The sequence below is a fragment of the Pseudomonas sp. HMSC057H01 genome, assembly GCF_001836405.1.
Lineage (GTDB): Bacteria > Pseudomonadota > Gammaproteobacteria > Pseudomonadales > Pseudomonadaceae > Pseudomonas > Pseudomonas aeruginosa.
In genome coordinates this window covers 140539-156363 of record NZ_KV828508.1, presented here as the reverse complement: position 1 = coordinate 156363, position 15825 = coordinate 140539, and the positions used below count along the sequence as shown (strand labels likewise).

Annotated in this window: 14 protein-coding genes; 10 read left to right on the top strand and 4 right to left on the bottom strand. The window is 68.5% G+C overall.

What is annotated here, in order from left to right; genetic code table 11:
* Positions 1-6: 6 nt before the first annotated feature.
* From pepP to HMPREF2581_RS22650, 4 genes are read left to right on the top strand one after another with little or no spacing between them, the layout of a single operon-like run.
* Positions 7-1341 carry a Xaa-Pro aminopeptidase gene (gene pepP / locus HMPREF2581_RS22665; protein ID WP_003096308.1) on the top strand — a complete coding sequence of 445 codons (1335 nt, stop codon included), beginning with the start codon at positions 7-9 and terminating at the stop codon, positions 1339-1341.
* Between the two features lie 7 nt (positions 1342-1348).
* On the top strand, positions 1349-2533 hold the full coding sequence (gene ubiH, locus HMPREF2581_RS22660; RefSeq protein ID WP_003096305.1) for a 2-octaprenyl-6-methoxyphenyl hydroxylase: 1185 nt from the start codon (positions 1349-1351) through the stop codon (positions 2531-2533).
* A 4-nt stretch (positions 2534-2537) separates the two neighbouring features.
* Positions 2538-3020 (top strand): hotdog fold domain-containing protein, encoded by a 483-nt coding sequence (locus HMPREF2581_RS22655; RefSeq protein ID WP_003099189.1) that lies wholly within the window; start codon positions 2538-2540, stop codon positions 3018-3020.
* A gap of 28 nt (positions 3021-3048) precedes the next feature.
* On the top strand, positions 3049-4266 hold the full coding sequence (locus HMPREF2581_RS22650) for a 2-octaprenyl-3-methyl-6-methoxy-1,4-benzoquinol hydroxylase (RefSeq protein WP_003110667.1): 1218 nt from the start codon (positions 3049-3051) through the stop codon (positions 4264-4266).
* Positions 4267-4302: 36 nt separating this feature from the next.
* Here the strand turns inward: HMPREF2581_RS22650 and HMPREF2581_RS22645 are convergent, their stop codons facing one another.
* Positions 4303-5124, bottom strand: coding sequence for a hypothetical protein (locus tag HMPREF2581_RS22645; protein ID WP_003141949.1), 822 nt, complete (start codon positions 5122-5124; stop codon positions 4303-4305).
* Between the two features lie 38 nt (positions 5125-5162).
* Complete coding sequence (locus HMPREF2581_RS22640; protein WP_003141948.1) at positions 5163-6356, bottom strand: MFS transporter; 1194 nt, start codon at positions 6354-6356, stop codon at positions 5163-5165.
* 96 nt (positions 6357-6452) lie between these two features.
* Between HMPREF2581_RS22640 and HMPREF2581_RS22635 the strand changes: the two genes are divergently transcribed.
* From HMPREF2581_RS22635 to gcvP, 6 genes are all read left to right on the top strand, one after another.
* On the top strand, positions 6453-7367 hold the full coding sequence (locus tag HMPREF2581_RS22635; protein ID WP_003110664.1) for a LysR family transcriptional regulator: 915 nt from the start codon (positions 6453-6455) through the stop codon (positions 7365-7367).
* Positions 7368-7434: 67 nt separating this feature from the next.
* A complete protein-coding gene (locus HMPREF2581_RS22630; RefSeq protein WP_003096289.1) occupies positions 7435-8433 on the top strand; it encodes an extracellular solute-binding protein in 999 nt (332 codons plus the stop codon).
* A 67-nt stretch (positions 8434-8500) separates the two neighbouring features.
* A complete protein-coding gene (locus HMPREF2581_RS22625) occupies positions 8501-10120 on the top strand; it encodes an ABC transporter permease (RefSeq protein ID WP_003099178.1) in 1620 nt (539 codons plus the stop codon).
* Between the two features lie 150 nt (positions 10121-10270).
* The gene (gcvT, locus tag HMPREF2581_RS22620; RefSeq protein ID WP_003136048.1) at positions 10271-11353 is read left to right on the top strand and encodes a glycine cleavage system aminomethyltransferase GcvT; all 1083 of its coding nucleotides are present in this window, start codon (positions 10271-10273) and stop codon (positions 11351-11353) included.
* A 46-nt stretch (positions 11354-11399) separates the two neighbouring features.
* On the top strand, positions 11400-11789 hold the full coding sequence (gene gcvH, locus HMPREF2581_RS22615) for a glycine cleavage system protein GcvH (RefSeq protein ID WP_003107397.1): 390 nt from the start codon (positions 11400-11402) through the stop codon (positions 11787-11789).
* Positions 11790-11962: 173 nt separating this feature from the next.
* Entirely contained in the window at positions 11963-14839 is a 2877-nt protein-coding gene (gene gcvP / locus HMPREF2581_RS22610) for an aminomethyl-transferring glycine dehydrogenase (RefSeq protein WP_003141946.1), read from the top strand.
* Between the two features lie 34 nt (positions 14840-14873).
* Here gcvP and HMPREF2581_RS22605 read toward each other — a convergent pair whose 3' ends face one another.
* Both HMPREF2581_RS22605 and HMPREF2581_RS22600 read right to left on the bottom strand, forming a co-directional pair.
* Positions 14874-15203, bottom strand: a complete 330-nt coding sequence (locus HMPREF2581_RS22605; protein ID WP_003096280.1) for a DUF2388 domain-containing protein — start codon at positions 15201-15203, stop codon at positions 14874-14876.
* 131 nt (positions 15204-15334) lie between these two features.
* Entirely contained in the window at positions 15335-15787 is a 453-nt protein-coding gene (locus tag HMPREF2581_RS22600) for an NfeD family protein (RefSeq protein ID WP_003109994.1), read from the bottom strand.
* Positions 15788-15825: the final 38 nt, after the last annotated feature.

Genomic DNA, 15825 nt, shown 5'->3' with positions numbered 1-15825 from the left:
TTCTGCATGATCCGTATCCCCAAGTCGGAGTACGCCCGTCGGCGCAAGGCGCTGATGGCGCAGATGGAACCCAACAGCATCGCTATCCTGCCGGCGGCGCCGATGTACATCCGCAATCGCGACGTCGAGCATGTCTACCGCCAGGACAGCGACTTCCAGTACCTCACCGGCTTCCCCGAGCCGGAGGCGGTGATGGCGCTGATTCCCGGCCGTGCCCACGGCGAATACGTGCTGTTCTGCCGCGAGCGGGATCCGGAGCGTGAACTGTGGGACGGCCTGCGCGCCGGCCAGGACGGTGCGATCGGCCAGTACGGCGCCGACGACGCCTTTCCCATCGGCGATATCGACGACATCCTGCCCGGCCTGATCGAAGGCCGCGACCGGGTCTACTACGCCCTTGGCGCCAATCCCGACTTCGACCGCCGGCTGATGGACTGGATCAACGTGATCCGCTCCAAGGCCCGCCAGGGCGCGCAGCCGCCGAACGAGTTCGTTGCCCTCGACCACCTGCTGCACGACCAGCGGCTGTACAAGAGCGCCAACGAAGTGAAGGTCATGCGCTACGCCGCCGAGGTCTCCGCCCGGGCGCACATCCGGGCGATGGAGGTGTGCCGGCCGGGGCTGTTCGAGTACCACCTGGAAGCCGAGCTGGAATACGAGTTCCGCAAGGGCGGGGCGAAGATGCCGGCCTACGGCTCGATCGTCGCCGCCGGACGCAACGCCTGCATCCTGCACTACCGCGAGAACGATGCGGCGATCAAGGACGGCGACCTGATCCTGATCGATGCCGGCTGCGAGATCGACTGCTACGCCAGCGACATCACCCGTACCTTCCCCGCCAATGGCCGCTTCAGCCCCGAGCAGAAGGCGATCTACGAACTGGTGCTGGAAGCCAACATGGCGGCGTTCGACTACATCGCCCCCGGTCGCCACTGGAACGAGGCCCATGAGGCCACCGTACGGGTCATCACCGCCGGGCTGGTGCGCCTGGGCCTGCTGGAGGGCGACGTCGACGAGCTGATCGCCCACGAGGCCTACAAGGCTTTCTACATGCACCGCGCCGGCCACTGGCTGGGGATGGACGTGCACGACGTCGGCGAGTACCGCGTCGGCGGCGAATGGCGGGTGCTCGAACCGGGCATGGCGATGACCGTCGAGCCGGGCATCTACATCGCCCCGGACAATACCTCGGTGGCGAAGAAGTGGCGCGGTATCGGCGTACGCATCGAGGACGACGTGGTGGTCACCCGCAATGGCTGCGAAGTGCTGACCAACGGCGTGCCGAAGACCGTCGCCGAGATCGAGGCGCTGATGGCCGCGGCCAAGAGCGAGGCAGCCTGAGGTGACGATGAGCAAGGTCAACCTGGCGATCATCGGCGGGGGCCTGGTCGGCGCCTCGCTGGCGCTGGCCCTGCAGGCCGGCGCTCGGGAGCGCGGCTGGTCGATCGTGCTGATCGAACCCTTCGCCCCCGGCAATGCCTACCAGCCCAGCTACGACGCCCGCTCTTCGGCGCTGTCCTACGGCAGCCGGCAGATCTACGAGCGTCTCGGCCTGTGGCCGGCGATCGCCGAGCGCGCCGAGCCGATCCTGCATATCCATGTTTCCGACCGCGGCCGCTTCGGCGCCACCCGCCTGACCGCCATCGAGGAAGGCGTGCCGGCGCTGGGCTACGTGGTGGAGAACGCCTGGCTCGGCCAGTGCCTGTGGAAGGCGCTCGACCCCGAGGTGGTGCGCTGGCACTGCCCGGCCGAAGTGAAGACCCTGGAAGCCCGGGAGGGCGGTTACCGGCTTACCCTCGACGACGAGACGCAACTCGATTGCGAGCTGGCGATCCTCGCCGATGGCGGTCGTTCCGGGCTGCGCGAACAACTCGGCATCGCCGTGGAGCAGACGCCGTACCGGCAGACTGCGCTGATCGCCAACGTATCGCCCTCCGAGGCGCACCTCGGGCAGGCCTTCGAGCGCTTCACCCCCAGCGGTCCGATGGCCCTGCTGCCGTTGCCGGAGAACCGTTGCGCGCTGATCTGGACCCGCCCAGGCAAGGACGCCGAACGTCTGCGTGGCCTCGATGACGCGGCCTTCCTCGGCGAGCTGCAGGCTGCCTTCGGCTACCGCCTCGGCGCCTTCCGCCAGGTCGGCGCACGGCACTGCTACCCCTTGCACCTGGTCGAGGCCCGCGAGCAGGTGCGTCCGCACCTGGTGGTGCTGGGCAACGCTGCGCACAGTCTGCACCCTATCGCCGGCCAGGGCTTCAACCTGTCGTTGCGCGACACCCTGGCGCTGGTCGACGCCCTGCTCCACGACGACGCGCCGCTGGGCGAGTTCGCCGTGCTGCAGCGCTACCTCGATGGGCAGCGCCTGGACCAGCAGATGACCGTCGGCTTCTCCGACCGGGTGACCCGGCTGTTCTCCAACGACCGCGCGCTGCTCGGCGCCGGGCGCAACCTCGGCCTGCTCGGGCTCGACCTGCTGCCGCCGGCCAAGCGCTGGTTCGCCCGTCAGGCCATGGGCCTCGGCGCGCGGCCGCTGTAGCGCCATGCCGGTCTGGTCGAGGGCGCGCAAGGCCCGCCTGCTGCGCTTCGCCATGAACCTCTACCCGCCCTTCCTGGGGGCGGGCATCCGTGTGCGGCACATCGCTGGCGATTTTCGCGAGGTTCGGGTGCGTATGGGCCTGAACCGGCTCAATCGCAACTATGTAGGCACCCAGTTCGGTGGCAGCCTCTACGCGATGACCGACCCGTTCTTCATGCTGATGCTGATGGAGAACCTGGGCCGCGACTACGTGGTCTGGGACAAGGCGGCCAACATCGAGTTCGTCAGCCCGGGCAAGGGCCCGGTGCATGCGCATTTCAGCATCGACCAGAAGCTGCTCGACGAGGTCCGTGAGCGGACCGCCGGCGGCGAGAAGTACCTGCCCCGGCTGCACGCCGAAGTGCGCGACGACGCCGGCACCCTGGTGGCGCGGGTTCAGAAAACCCTGTACGTGCGGCTCAAGCCGCGCCTGCGGAACGCGGCCTGAAGAGGGCCCACGAGTGGAGAACGAGGATATGCACGCGGATCTGGTCATCGTCGGCGCCGGCATGGTCGGTAGCGCCCTGGCCCTGGCCCTGGAGGGCAGCGGCCTGGAGGTGCTGCTGGTGGACGGCGGCTCGCTCGACGTGGCGCCGTTCAAGCCGGAGGCGCCCTACGAGCCGCGGGTCAGCGCGCTGTCCGAAGCCAGCCGGCGGATTCTCCAGCGCCTGCACGCCTGGGACGGCATCGTCGCGCGCCGCGCCGAGCCCTATCGCGAGATGCAGGTGTGGGATGGCTCCGGCACCGGGCGGATCGGCTTCAGCGCCGCCAGCGTGCACGCCGAGGTGCTCGGCCATATCGTCGAGAACCGGGTGGTGCAGGACGCTCTGCTGGAACGCCTGCACGATTCCACCACCGGCCTGCTGGCCAACGCGCGCCTGGAACAGATGCGCCACTCCGGTGACGACTGGCTGCTGACCCTGGCCGACGGCCGTCAGTTGCGCGCGCCGCTGGTGGTCGCCGCCGACGGCGCCAACTCGGCGGTACGCCGCCTGGCCGGCTGCGCCACCCGCGAATGGGATTACCTGCACCACGCCATCGTCACCAGCGTGCGCTGCGAGAACGCGCACCGCGCAACCGCCTGGCAGCGCTTCACCGACGACGGCCCGCTGGCCTTCCTGCCCCTGCCGGACCGCGGCGACGAACACTGGTGCTCGATCGTCTGGTCGACCACCCCGGAACAGGCAGAACGGCTGATGGCGCTGGACGAGGATGGCTTCCGCGCTGCCCTCGGCGAAGCTTTCGAACGGCGCCTGGGCGCCATCCTGCATGCCGACCGGCGCCTGTGCATCCCGCTGCGCCAGCGGCACGCCAAGCGTTACGTCGAGCCGGGCCTGGCGCTGGTCGGCGACGCTGCGCACACCATCCACCCGCTGGCCGGACAGGGCGTGAACCTGGGTTTCCTCGATGCGGCGGTGCTGTCCGAGGTTCTGTTGCATGCCCTGGAGCGCGGCGAACGGCTTGCCGACGAACGCGTGCTGAGTCGCTTCGAGCGGCGGCGGATGCCGCACAACCTGGGCATGATGACGGCGATGGAAGGCTTCGAACGCCTGTTCCAGGCCGACCGGTTGCCGCTGCGCTGGCTGCGCAACGCCGGCCTGCGCCTGGTCGACGGCCATCACGAGGCCAAGGCGCTGTTCGTCCGCCAGGCGCTTGGCCTCAGCGGCGACCTGCCGGCGCTGGCACGAGTCTGAGCGGGGCGGCTCCCCTGACGGGAGGGCCGCCAGTCCTCAGAACATCGCCGCGCAGTCACGCATGACCTGCGCCTTGTTGCGCAGGTAGAGCCCGAACAGGTTGCGCGCGGCTTCTTCGTTCACCTCGATTTCCATCGCCTCGACGAAGGCGTTCACCGCCGCCGTGGCGTGGGCGAAGTGATTGCTCTCGGTGCCGCCGGTGTGCACCGTTACCCAGGCCACGGTGGCGCGGGCGCGTTCGGCGGGTACGCCCATGTCGCGGCTGAACCATTCCTTGTACAGCGGGTGGATGTACTCCACCTCGCCGTGGGTATAGACCTCGTGTACCAGCGTGGTCAGCAGTCCCTGCATCAGGTCGCGCTCGCGCAGGCGCTGGCGGTCGGTCCAGTCCTTGAACGCCTGCGCCGAAGGCAGGCAGTTCTCGCGCAGCAGCCAGCGGTCGTCGCCGCAAAGGGTGGTGGCCATGGTGTAGAAAAGATCGGCATGCACGGTGTTGCCGAGGGCGCCGAGGTCTTCGTCGGTGATCCGTTGCAGGCTGCCGCAGCCTCGATAGAGCTGGTCTGCCGCTGCCGAACCCTGTTCCGAACGGGCCAGCAGGGTCAGGCGATTGGCCAGCCCGGAAACGCTGGCCGCCGAGTTGTTGGTCTTCGACCAGCTGGCGAAGAACTTGCGCAGCGGCTCGACCGCCTGGCGCCGGGCGGTGACCCGGGCGAAGGCGTCCTCGATGTCCAGCAACGACGCCGTCTCGTCCCAGAAGGCCCGGAACAGCGCATGGCGCAGGGTTCCGGCGGGCATGTCGTTGAGGACTGGCTCGATGACGCCGAGCAGCTTGCTGTGGGGGGTGATGACATGGTTCATGGCTAACCTCCTGTCGGTTCTTGTTGTTCTTGCGATGGTTACGGTCTTCCTTGCGACGCGCGCAGGGCCGCGCGTTCGGCCTGTGGTGCGGACCAGCCGTAGCGGGTCAGCAGCAACGGCAGCAACTGGGCCAGGAGGATCAGGCCCAGGCAGCCCGGCCAGCCCCAGCGGTCCCAGAATGGCGCCGGCAGCACCGCGCCGAGGCTGCCGCCGGCGTAGTAGCAGGTCAGGTAGAGGCCGACGGCGCCGGCCTTGTCGGTCCCGGCGTTGCTGGCGGTGAAAGCGTTGACCGTGGACTGTGCGAGGAACACGCCGGTGGCGCTGAGAGCCAGGCCGACGAGAATCGTCGGCAGGCCCGGCGCCAGGGTCAGCAGCGAGCCGCAGACGCCCAGCAGCGATGCGCCCAGCAGCAACTGGCGGTGCGGGCGGGCGCGGGCCAGGCGGCCGCTGGCGGGAATCACCAGCAGGGCGAGGAGGAACACCGCGTAGATCGAGCCGAGCTGAGCGGTGTCCAGGCTGTACGGCGGACGGCTGAGATGGATGCCGATATAGGTGAACATGGCGACCTGGGAAAAGAGGACACAGAACCCCACCGCGTAGGACGACAGCAGCGGAGCCCGGAACAGTTCACGGGATACTAAGGGGCGTTTCCCGGGTGCGGGCGAGTGCCTGCCAGAATTGGCAGGGAGCAGCGCGCGGATGGCGACGGCGATGAGCAGGGTCAGCCCGGCGAGGATCCGGAAGGCGACGCGCCAATCCCATTCCTCGGTCAGCAGGCCGGTGAGGAAGCGTCCGGCGAAGCCGCCGAGGATGGTCCCGGCGACATAGAGGCTGGTCAGCTCGATGACCGCGCCGCCGCTCCAGCGCTCGCCGATGTAGGCCACGCTGCTGGCGAACAGCAGGGGAATCAGCATCCCCTCGGCGAAGCGCCAGAGCAGGAAGGCGGCGAAGCTGCCGGCATGGGCGGCCAGCAGCATGGGCACGCAGAGCAGGCTGGCGGCGAAGGCGATCACCCGGCTGCGCTCGCGGCCGCCGCTGAGCCGGCCGACGAAGGGCGCGGCGAGGGCCACCGCCAGGGTGGTGGCGGTGATGCTCCAGTTCGATTGATGGGCGCTGATGTGGAAGCTCGCCGCCAGTTCGTCGAAGATGCCCTGGGTGGTATAGAGATTGAGGAACGCAGCGCAACCGCAGAGAAACAGCGCGAGGCGGGGGAAACCCTGGGACGAATTCATGGAACGCTCTGCCTGGACGAGAAACCCCCTGTTATAGGGGTGCTCCCGACGGGCTGGCCAATACCGATTCAGGACCGATCGATACCGAGGAACCGCATGCTCGACCTACGCCGCCTGCGCTGCTTCGCAGCCGTTGCCGAAACCCTGCATTTCGGCCGCGCCGCCCAGCGCCTGCACATGGCGCAGCCGCCCTTGACCCGGCAGATATCCGCGCTGGAGGAAGAGCTGGGCTTTCGCCTGTTCGACCGCTCCAGCCGGGCGGTGACCCTCACCGCCGAGGGCAGCCTGTTCCTGCCTTACGCACGCGGCCTGCTGGACCAACTGGAGCGCACCGCCGGCTTCGCCCGCAAGCTGGCGCAGGGGCTGGCCGGCCACCTGACCCTCGGCTACGCCAGCTCCATCGCCCTGTCGGACCTGTTCACCGAGGCGATCCGACTGTTCCGCGAGCGCCATCCGGAGGTGCAACTGGAGCTGCTCGAAGGCGCTTCGGCAGCGCAATGGGCGCAGATCGCCGAAGGCGGCATCGATGTGGGGCTGGGGCGCCTGCCGCCGCCGGAAGGCCAGGTCGGCATCGAGGTGCTGGCCTTGGGCGGCGAGCCGCTGGTGGTGGCCGTGCCCAACGGCGATCCGCTGGCGCGGCAAGAGCGGATCGACCTGTACGATCTGCGTGATCGGCCGCTGATCCTGTTTCCGCTGGACTACGGCTCCGGCCTCAACGAACTGATTGAGCGCCTCTACCGGAAGGCCGGGCTGGCGCTGACGAGGGGACCGGCCGGACGCCAGATCACCTCGATCATCGCCCTGGTCGCGGCCGGCCAGGGCGTTGCCCTGGTGCCGCGTTGCAGCACCGCGCTGGCCCGGGCCGGAGTCGTCTATCGCCCGCTGGCCGAGCCCGAGGCGCTGGCCGATTTCCTCGTCTTCACCCGCCGCCATGGCCGCAGCGCCGCGGTGGAGGCGTTTCTCGCCATCCTCGGCGGCCTGGACGCAGGCGAAACACCCCGACACATTTAGTCGCGCGGGTTCGCAAGCGAGATTTCTTATCATTCGTGCCTACGTTCCGCTGACGAGGCTGTTCTTCATGCAGGCAAGCAAAGCTCTACTCGCCGCCCTGGCTCTGGGCATCACCGGCCTGGCCCAGGCCGCCGACGAAGTGGTGGTGTATTCCTCGCGCATCGACGAGCTGATCAAGCCGGTGTTCGATGCCTACACCAGCAAGACCGGCGTGAAGGTCAAGTTCATCACCGACAAGGAAGCGCCGCTGATGGCGCGGATCAAGGCCGAAGGCGCGAACACCCCGGCCGACCTGCTGCTCACCGTGGACGCCGGCAACCTCTGGCAGGCCGAGCAGATGGGCCTGCTGCAACCGTTCAAGTCGGCCACCATCGAACGGAACATTCCCTCGCAGTATCGTTCCAGCACCGATAGCTGGACCGGACTTTCGCTGCGCGCGCGGACCATCGTCTACTCCACCGAGCGGGTCAAGCCGGAAGAGCTGAGCACCTACGAAGCCCTGGCCGACAAGCAATGGGAAGGCCGCCTGTGCCTGCGCACGGCGAAGAAGGTCTACAACCAGTCGCTGACCGGGACCCTGATCGAGACCCACGGGGCGCAGAAGACCGAGGAAATCCTCCAGGGCTGGGTGAACAACCTGGCCACCGACGTATTCGCCGACGACAACGCGGTGATCCAGGCGGTGGACGCCGGCCAGTGCGACGTCGGCATCGTCAATACCTACTACTACGGACGCCTGCACAAGCAGAACCCGAACCTGCGGGTCAAGCTGTTCTGGCCGAACCAGGCCGACCGCGGCGTCCACGTCAACCTGTCGGGCATCGGCCTGACTCGCCACGCACCGCATCCCGAGGCAGCCAAGGCGCTGGTGGAATGGATGACCGGGCCCGATGCCCAGGCGCTGTTCGCCGGGATCAACCAGGAATTCCCGGCCAACCCGCAGGTCGCGCCGTCAGCCGAAGTCGCCAGCTGGGGCAGCTTCAAGGCCGACAGCATCCCGGTGGAAGTCGCCGGCAAGCGCCAGGCCGAGGCGATTCGCCTGATGGACCGCGCCGGCTGGAACTGACCGCCGGTTATACTCGGCGCCCCGGCTCGTCCGAGCGGGGCGTCGTTCGTTCCGCACCGAGGATTTCGTGGCCCATCCCGCTCCCCGCCGCTGGTACCCCATCACCTTCACCGTTGCCGCGCTGGTGCTGCTGCCGCTCAGCGTGCTGCTGCTGAGCTGGCTGGAGATCGACCGGGAAATCTGGAGCCACCTGTGGGATACCCAGTTGCCGCGCCTGCTCGGCAACACCCTGACCCTGGTGCTCGGCGTCGGCATCGGCGTGACTCTGCTCGGGGTCAGCCTGGCCTGGCTCACCAGCCTCTGCGAATTCCCCGGGCGGCGCTGGCTGGACTGGGCGCTGATGTTGCCGTTCGCGATCCCGGCCTACGTCCTGGCGTTCGTCTTCGTCGGCCTGCTGGATTTCGCCGGACCGGTGCAGAGCCTGCTGCGCGAGTGGTTCGGCAGCGGCCTGCGGTTGCCGCGCGTACGCTCCACCGGCGGGGTGATCCTGGTCCTGGTGCTGGTGTTCTATCCCTATGTCTACCTGCTCGCGCGCAGCGCCTTCATCGCCCAGGGCAAGGGCCTGATGGAAGCCGCGCGGGTCCTCGGCCTGTCGCCCTGGCAGGCGTTCCTGCGGGTCGCCCTGCCGATGGCGCGGCCGGCGATCGGCGCCGGCCTGGCGCTGGCGGTGATGGAAACCCTGGCCGACTTCGGCGCGGTATCGGTGTTCAACTTCGATACCTTCACCACCGCTATCTACAAGACCTGGTACGGCTTCTACAGCCTCTCCAGCGCCGCCCAGCTGGCCAGCCTGTTGTTGCTCGGGGTATGCCTGGTGCTGCTCGGCGAGCGCCACACGCGAGGCCGGGCCAAGGCCGCCAGCGAGCGTCCGCGCGGCGCGCCGCTGTACCGCCTGCGCGGCGCCAGGGCGCTGGCGGCGAGCGCCTGGTGCGGGCTGGTGTTCCTCTGCGCCTTCGTGATTCCCGTGGCGCAACTGGTTGTCTGGTTCTGGCGCCAGGGCCGTTTCGACCTCGACGAGCGCTACTGGGACCTGATCGGCCATACCCTGACGCTGGGCGGCATCGCCGCACTGGCGACGGTCGCCGTGGCCCTGCTGCTGGCCTTCGCCGTGCGCCTGGCGCCGACCCGCGCTATCCGCGGCGCGGTGGGCCTGGGCAACCTCGGTTATGCGCTGCCAGGCTCGGTCCTGGCGGTTTCGATCATGCTGGCCTTCAGTTGGCTGGACAATCACTGGGTGATCCCGCTTTCCAGCGCCCTCGGCGGCGCCGGCAAGCCGCTGCTGCTGGGCAGTCTGTTCGCCCTGCTGCTGGCCTACCTGATCCGTTTCATGGCGGTGGCCTACGGGCCGCTGGAAAGCGGGCTGGCGCGGATCCGCCCGTCGCTGCCGGAAGCCTCGCGCAGCCTCGGCGTGGGCGGCCCGCTGCTGTTCCTGCGGGTCTACCTGCCGCTGTTGCTGCCGGCCTCGCTGAGCGCCGCGCTGCTGGTCTTCGTCGACGTGCTCAAGGAGATGCCGGCGACCCTGCTGATGCGTCCCTTCGGTTGGGACACCCTGGCCGTACGGATCTTCGAGATGACCAGCGAGGGCGAATGGGCGCGCGCCTCGCTGCCGGCCCTGACCCTGGTGCTGGTCGGCCTGCTACCGGTGGTCGGGTTGATTCGTCGTTCTGCCCATCATTCCGATCGCTGAGCCTAGTATCCATGCAGGCCGTAGGGTCTATGCACGGATCGCGGCACGCTTCCATGGTGTCCTGCTCCGGGGCTTGCGGCTACAATGCGCGCGATTTCGTGCCGGCGGTCTCTGCCGACGGCACCCGCTACGCCCGGAAGGAGAATACCCATGGGATTGCGCACCCCGCTTTACGAGCTGCACGTCGCGCTCGGCGCCAAGATGGTCGATTTCGGCGGTTGGGACATGCCGCTGCACTACGGTTCGCAGGTCGAGGAGCACCATCAGGTCCGGCGTGACTGCGGCGTCTTCGACGTGTCCCACATGACCGTGGTCGACGTCGCCGGCGAGCAGGCCACGGCCTATCTGCAGCATCTCCTGGCGAACGACGTGGCGCGCCTCGGCGAGACCGGCAAGGCGCTCTACAGCGCGATGCTCAACGAAGAGGGCGGGGTGGTCGACGACCTGATCGTCTACCTGACCGAGAACGGCTACCGGGTGGTGGTCAACGCCTCCACCCGCGACAAGGACATCGCCTGGATGCAGGCGCAGGCCGCCGGCTTCAAGGTCGACCTGCAGGAACGCGGCGACCTGGCGATGCTCGCCATCCAGGGCCCCAACGCCCGCGTGCACAGCTCCGAACTGGTATCCCCGGCACGCGCCGCGCTGATACGCGAACTCAAGCCGTTCCAGGGCCGTGCCGAGGGCGACTGGTTCATCGCCCGCACCGGCTACACCGGCGAGGACGGCCTGGAGATCATGCTGCCGGCCGCCGAGGCGCCGGGCTTCCTCAACGAGCTGGTTGGCGCCGGGATCTCCCCGGCGGGCCTGGGGGCGCGCGATACGCTGCGCCTGGAGGCCGGGCTCAATCTCTACGGCCAGGACATGGACGAAAGCGTTTCCCCGCTTGCCGCCAACATGGGCTGGACCGTAGCCTGGGAGCCGGTTGCGCGGGACTTCGTCGGCCGCCGCGCGCTGGAAGCGCAGAAGGCCGCCGGCGACCAGCCGAAGCTGGTCGGCCTGGTTCTGGAGGAGCGCGGCGTGCTGCGCGCCCACCAGGTGGTGCGGGTAGCTGGCATTGGTGAGGGGGAGATCACCAGCGGCAGCTTTTCGCCTACCCTGAACAAGTCCATCGCGCTGGCCCGCGTGCCGGCCGCCACCGGCGACCGCGCCGAGGTGGAAATCCGCGGCAAGTGGTACCCGGTACGGGTGGTCCAGCCCAGTTTCGTGCGTCACGGCAAGCCCCTGATCTAACCTGGCAATGGCGACCGCCGTCGCCCCCGACTTCGAGGAAAACAAGATGAGCAATATTCCCGCCGAACTGCGTTACGCCCAGAGCCACGAATGGGCTCGTCTGGAAGCCGACGGCAGCGTTACCGTGGGCATTTCCGACCATGCCCAGGAAGCCCTTGGCGATGTGGTCTTCATCGAGCTGCCGGAGCTGGGCAAGACCCTCGCCGCCGGCCAGGAAGCGGGCGTGGTCGAGTCGGTGAAGGCCGCCTCCGACATCTATTCGCCGATCGGCGGCGAAGTCATCGCTATCAACGAAGCCCTGGCCGACACCCCGGAAGACGTCAACAACGACCCGTACGCGTCCTGGTTCTTCAAGCTCAAGCCGAGCAATCCGGCCGAGCTGGACAAGCTGCTCGACGCCGCTGGCTACCAGGCCGCCGTCGACGCGGAAGGCTGAGCCGCCGCGTAGTCGCGACAAAACCCGCTATCCTTGGACAAGGCCTCGATCATTCGAGGCTTTGTTCTTTTTGCAGCGGCGAAATGCGTTTTCGCCGTCGTTGCTTTCTCATTCGATATCCGTTCGGCGACGATCGCTGGCAGGGCGATGCCGCCCCCAACGAGACCGAAGCCATGTCGCAGACGCCGTCCCTCGCCCAGCTCCAGCCCGCCGATGCCTTCCTGCGCCGCCACCTCGGCCCCGATCCGGCGGAACAGCAGGCCATGCTGGATTTCCTCGGAGTTTCCACTCGCGCCGAACTGATCGTGCAGACGGTGCCGCCGGCGATCCGCCTCAACCGGCCGCTGGAACTGCCCGCCGCGCTCGACGAACAGGCCGCCCTGGCGCGCCTGCGCGGCTACGCCGGACTCAACCAGCGCTGGACCAGCCTGATCGGCATGGGCTACTACGGCACCGTGACGCCGCCGGTGATCCTCCGCAACGTGCTGGAGAATCCCGGCTGGTACACCGCCTATACGCCCTACCAGCCGGAAATCGCCCAGGGCCGCCTGGAAGCGCTGCTGAATTTCCAGCAACTGACCATCGACCTCACCGGACTCGACCTGGCCAGCGCCTCGCTGCTCGACGAAGCCACCGCCGCCGCCGAGGCCATGGCCCTGGCCAGGCGGGTGGCGAAGGCCAGGAGCAACCGGTTCTTCGTCGATGCGCATTGCCATCCGCAGACCGTTTCGGTGTTGCGTACCCGCGCCGAGGCGTTCGGTTTCGAGCTGGTCGTCGACGAGCCGGACAATCTTGCCGCCCACGCGGTGTTCGGCGCCTTGCTGCAATACCCGGACAGTCGCGGCGAGATCCGCGACCTGCGCCCGCTTATCGAGGCGTTGCACGGCCAACAGGCGCTGGCTTGCGTCGCCAGCGACCTGCTCGCCCTGTTGGTGCTGACCCCGCCGGGGGAACTCGGTGCCGACGTGGTGCTCGGCAGCGCCCAGCGCTTTGGCGTACCGATGGGCTACGGCGGGCCGCACGCGGCGTTCTTCGCCACCCGCGAAGGGTACAAGCGGGCAATGCCGGGGCGGATCATCGGCGTTTCCCGCGACGCCCGCGGCAACCCGGCGTTGCGCATGGCCCTGCAAACCCGCGAGCAGCACATCCGTCGGGAAAAGGCCAACTCGAACATCTGCACCGCCCAGGTGTTGCTGGCCAACATTGCTTCGCTGTATGCCGTCTACCATGGGCCGCAGGAGCTGAAACGCATCGCCCAACGCGTCCAGCGCCTGACCGCGCTGCTGGCGGCGGGCCTGGAAAGCAAGGGACTGCGGCGGCTCAACCGGCACTTCTTCGACACCCTGACCTACGAGGTCGGCGAGCGTCAGGCGGCGATCCTCGAACGGGCGCGGGCGGCACGGGTCAACCTGCGCGTGGTCGACGACCGGCGGCTGGCCCTGAGCCTCGACGAAACCTGTGACGCGGCGACCCTGGCGACCCTGTTCGAGATCTTCCTCGGCGCCGGCCACGGGCTGGATGTCGCGCACCTGGATGGCGGGGCGGTGGCCGACGGCATCCCGGCGGTCCTGCAACGCACTTCGGCCTACCTGCAGCATCCGGTGTTCAACGCCCACCACAGCGAGACCGAGATGCTTCGCTACCTGCGCCAGCTGGAAGGCAAGGACCTGGCGCTGAACCAGGCGATGATCCCGCTCGGCTCCTGCACCATGAAGCTCAACGCCAGCAGCGAAATGATCCCCATCACCTGGCCGGAATTCGCCGAACTGCATCCGTTCGTGCCGCGCGAGCAGGCCGAGGGCTATCGCCGGATGATCGACGAACTGGAAGCCTGGCTGCGGGCGATCACCGGCTTCGACGCCATCTGCATGCAGCCGAACTCGGGAGCACAGGGCGAATATGCCGGGTTGCTGGCGATCCGCCGCTATCACCAGAGCCGCGGCGATAGCCAGCGCGACATCTGCCTGATCCCCGCATCGGCGCATGGCACCAACCCGGCCTCGGCGATCATGGCCAGCATGCGGGTGGTGATCGTCGAGTGCGATCCCTGCGGCAACGTCGACCTCGACGACCTGCGCCTCAAGGCGGCCGAGGCGGGCGACCGGCTGTCCTGCCTGATGATCACCTATCCCTCGACCCACGGCGTCTACGAAGAGGGGATAGGCGAGATCTGCGAAGTGGTCCACCGCCACGGCGGCCAGGTCTACATGGACGGCGCCAACCTCAACGCCCAGGTCGGCCTGGCGCGACCGGCGGACATCGGCGCGGACGTCTCGCACATGAACCTACACAAGACCTTCTGCATCCCCCATGGTGGTGGCGGGCCGGGCATGGGGCCGATCGGGGTCAAGCGGCACCTGGCGCCGTTCGTCGCCAACCATCCGGTGATCCGCGTCGAAGGGCCGAACCCGCTGAACGACGCGGTCAGCGCGGCGCCCTGGGGCAGCGCCAGCATCCTGCCGATCAGTTGGATGTACATCGCCATGATGGGCCCGCAGCTGGCCGACGCCAGCGAGGTGGCGATCCTCTCCGCCAACTACCTGGCGAACCGCCTGGACGGGGCGTTCCCGGTGCTCTACCGCGGGCGCAACGAGCGCGTCGCCCACGAATGCATCCTCGACCTGCGACCGCTCAAGGCGCAGACCGGGATAACCGAGGAAGACGTGGCCAAGCGCCTGATGGACTACGGCTTCCACGCCCCGACCATGTCCTTCCCGGTGCCGGGCACGCTGATGGTGGAGCCGACCGAGAGCGAGTCGAAGGCGGAGCTGGATCGCTTCGTCGAGGCGATGCTGAGCATCAGGGCCGAGATCGGCAAGGTGGAGAGCGGCGCCTGGCCGGCGGAGGACAACCCGCTGAAACGGGCGCCGCATACCCTGGCCGACGTCACCGGGATCTGGCAGAGACCCTACGAGATCGCCGAGGCAGTGACCCCGAGCGAACATGCGCGGGCGTTCAAGTACTGGCCGGCGGTTAACCGGGTGGACAACGTCTACGGCGACCGCAACCTGTTCTGCGCCTGCGTGCCGCTGGACGACTACCGCGAGTGACCTCGCCTCCGGGCGGAGGCGAGGTCGCCGGGGCCTACTGCTGGACGGCGGACTGCTCGCCGCCGGCGAGGATCGCGCTGGCCAGTTCCATGTCGCTGGCCTGCAGGTCCGGGTTGTCGTTGCGCAGCTTCTGCAGGGCGGCTTCCAGGTACGGCCCGCGGATCGCGCCGTCGCTGGCGATGTAGCTGCCGGCGTCGTCCTGCGCGGCGACGATCAGCTTGTGGTCGTGGCGGAAGGTCAGGTAGGTGGAGGCCGTGGTGGCACCCGAGGAAATGATGTTGCGCCAGAAGGTATCGGCCATGGCCGAGCCCAGCGGCAGGGCGGCGATGACCAGGGTGGCGGCGGCGAGTTTGACGGAACGCATGGGGGAACTCCTGATAGGGGGCTGCGTGTTACATCAGATCGCGTTTGCCGTCCCGGAGTTCCAGCGGGGATGACCGTCCGGTCGCTTTTTCCGCTGCCGTACAGCCCCCGCCGGCCGGGAGCTACAGCGATTCAGGGAGCGGCAGGCTCGACGTGCAGCAGGGCGCCGTCCTGGCCGGTGACCCGGACCAGGGCGCCGCGCGGCAGGTCGGGACCGCTGACCAGCCATAACGCGTCCTCGACGCGCAGCTCGCCGAGCCCGCCGACGATCGCCCGGTGCAAGGGAAAGGTGCGGCCGAACAGGTCGTCGCCGCGTCGCTGCAACCCTGGCGTTTCCTCGACGCTACCGGCCTTGCGGCGACGGCGTCGATGCAAGGCGGCGACCAGCCCGGAGAGCAGGACGAACAGCCCTACCTGCCAGGGCCAGGCCAGTCCCGGCAGGAGCGCGCCGAGCGCACCGACACAAGCGGCGGTGAGGCCGACCCGCAGCAGATAGCCGCCGGCACCGAAGATTTCCAGGAGCAGGAGGACGGTACCGAAGGCCAGCCAGTCCCAGAAGTCCAGGCGTAGCAGCAGGATTTCCATCGGCCGGCCCTCAGCGCCGGCTCGGCGGCCGGCCGAGC

Coding starts and splice junctions, on each gene's coding strand:
- pepP (WP_003096308.1), top strand. CDS start 7: ATGATCCGTATCCCCAAGTCGGAGTACGCCCGTCGGCGCAAGGCGCTG.
- ubiH (WP_003096305.1), top strand. CDS start 1,349: ATGAGCAAGGTCAACCTGGCGATCATCGGCGGGGGCCTGGTCGGCGCC.
- HMPREF2581_RS22655 (WP_003099189.1), top strand. CDS start 2,538: ATGCCGGTCTGGTCGAGGGCGCGCAAGGCCCGCCTGCTGCGCTTCGCC.
- HMPREF2581_RS22650 (WP_003110667.1), top strand. CDS start 3,049: ATGCACGCGGATCTGGTCATCGTCGGCGCCGGCATGGTCGGTAGCGCC.
- HMPREF2581_RS22645 (WP_003141949.1), bottom strand. CDS start 5,124: ATGAACCATGTCATCACCCCCCACAGCAAGCTGCTCGGCGTCATCGAG.
- HMPREF2581_RS22640 (WP_003141948.1), bottom strand. CDS start 6,356: ATGAATTCGTCCCAGGGTTTCCCCCGCCTCGCGCTGTTTCTCTGCGGT.
- HMPREF2581_RS22635 (WP_003110664.1), top strand. CDS start 6,453: ATGCTCGACCTACGCCGCCTGCGCTGCTTCGCAGCCGTTGCCGAAACC.
- HMPREF2581_RS22630 (WP_003096289.1), top strand. CDS start 7,435: ATGCAGGCAAGCAAAGCTCTACTCGCCGCCCTGGCTCTGGGCATCACC.
- gcvT (WP_003136048.1), top strand. CDS start 10,271: ATGGGATTGCGCACCCCGCTTTACGAGCTGCACGTCGCGCTCGGCGCC.
- gcvH (WP_003107397.1), top strand. CDS start 11,400: ATGAGCAATATTCCCGCCGAACTGCGTTACGCCCAGAGCCACGAATGG.
- gcvP (WP_003141946.1), top strand. CDS start 11,963: ATGTCGCAGACGCCGTCCCTCGCCCAGCTCCAGCCCGCCGATGCCTTC.
- HMPREF2581_RS22605 (WP_003096280.1), bottom strand. CDS start 15,203: ATGCGTTCCGTCAAACTCGCCGCCGCCACCCTGGTCATCGCCGCCCTG.
- HMPREF2581_RS22600 (WP_003109994.1), bottom strand. CDS start 15,787: ATGGAAATCCTGCTGCTACGCCTGGACTTCTGGGACTGGCTGGCCTTC.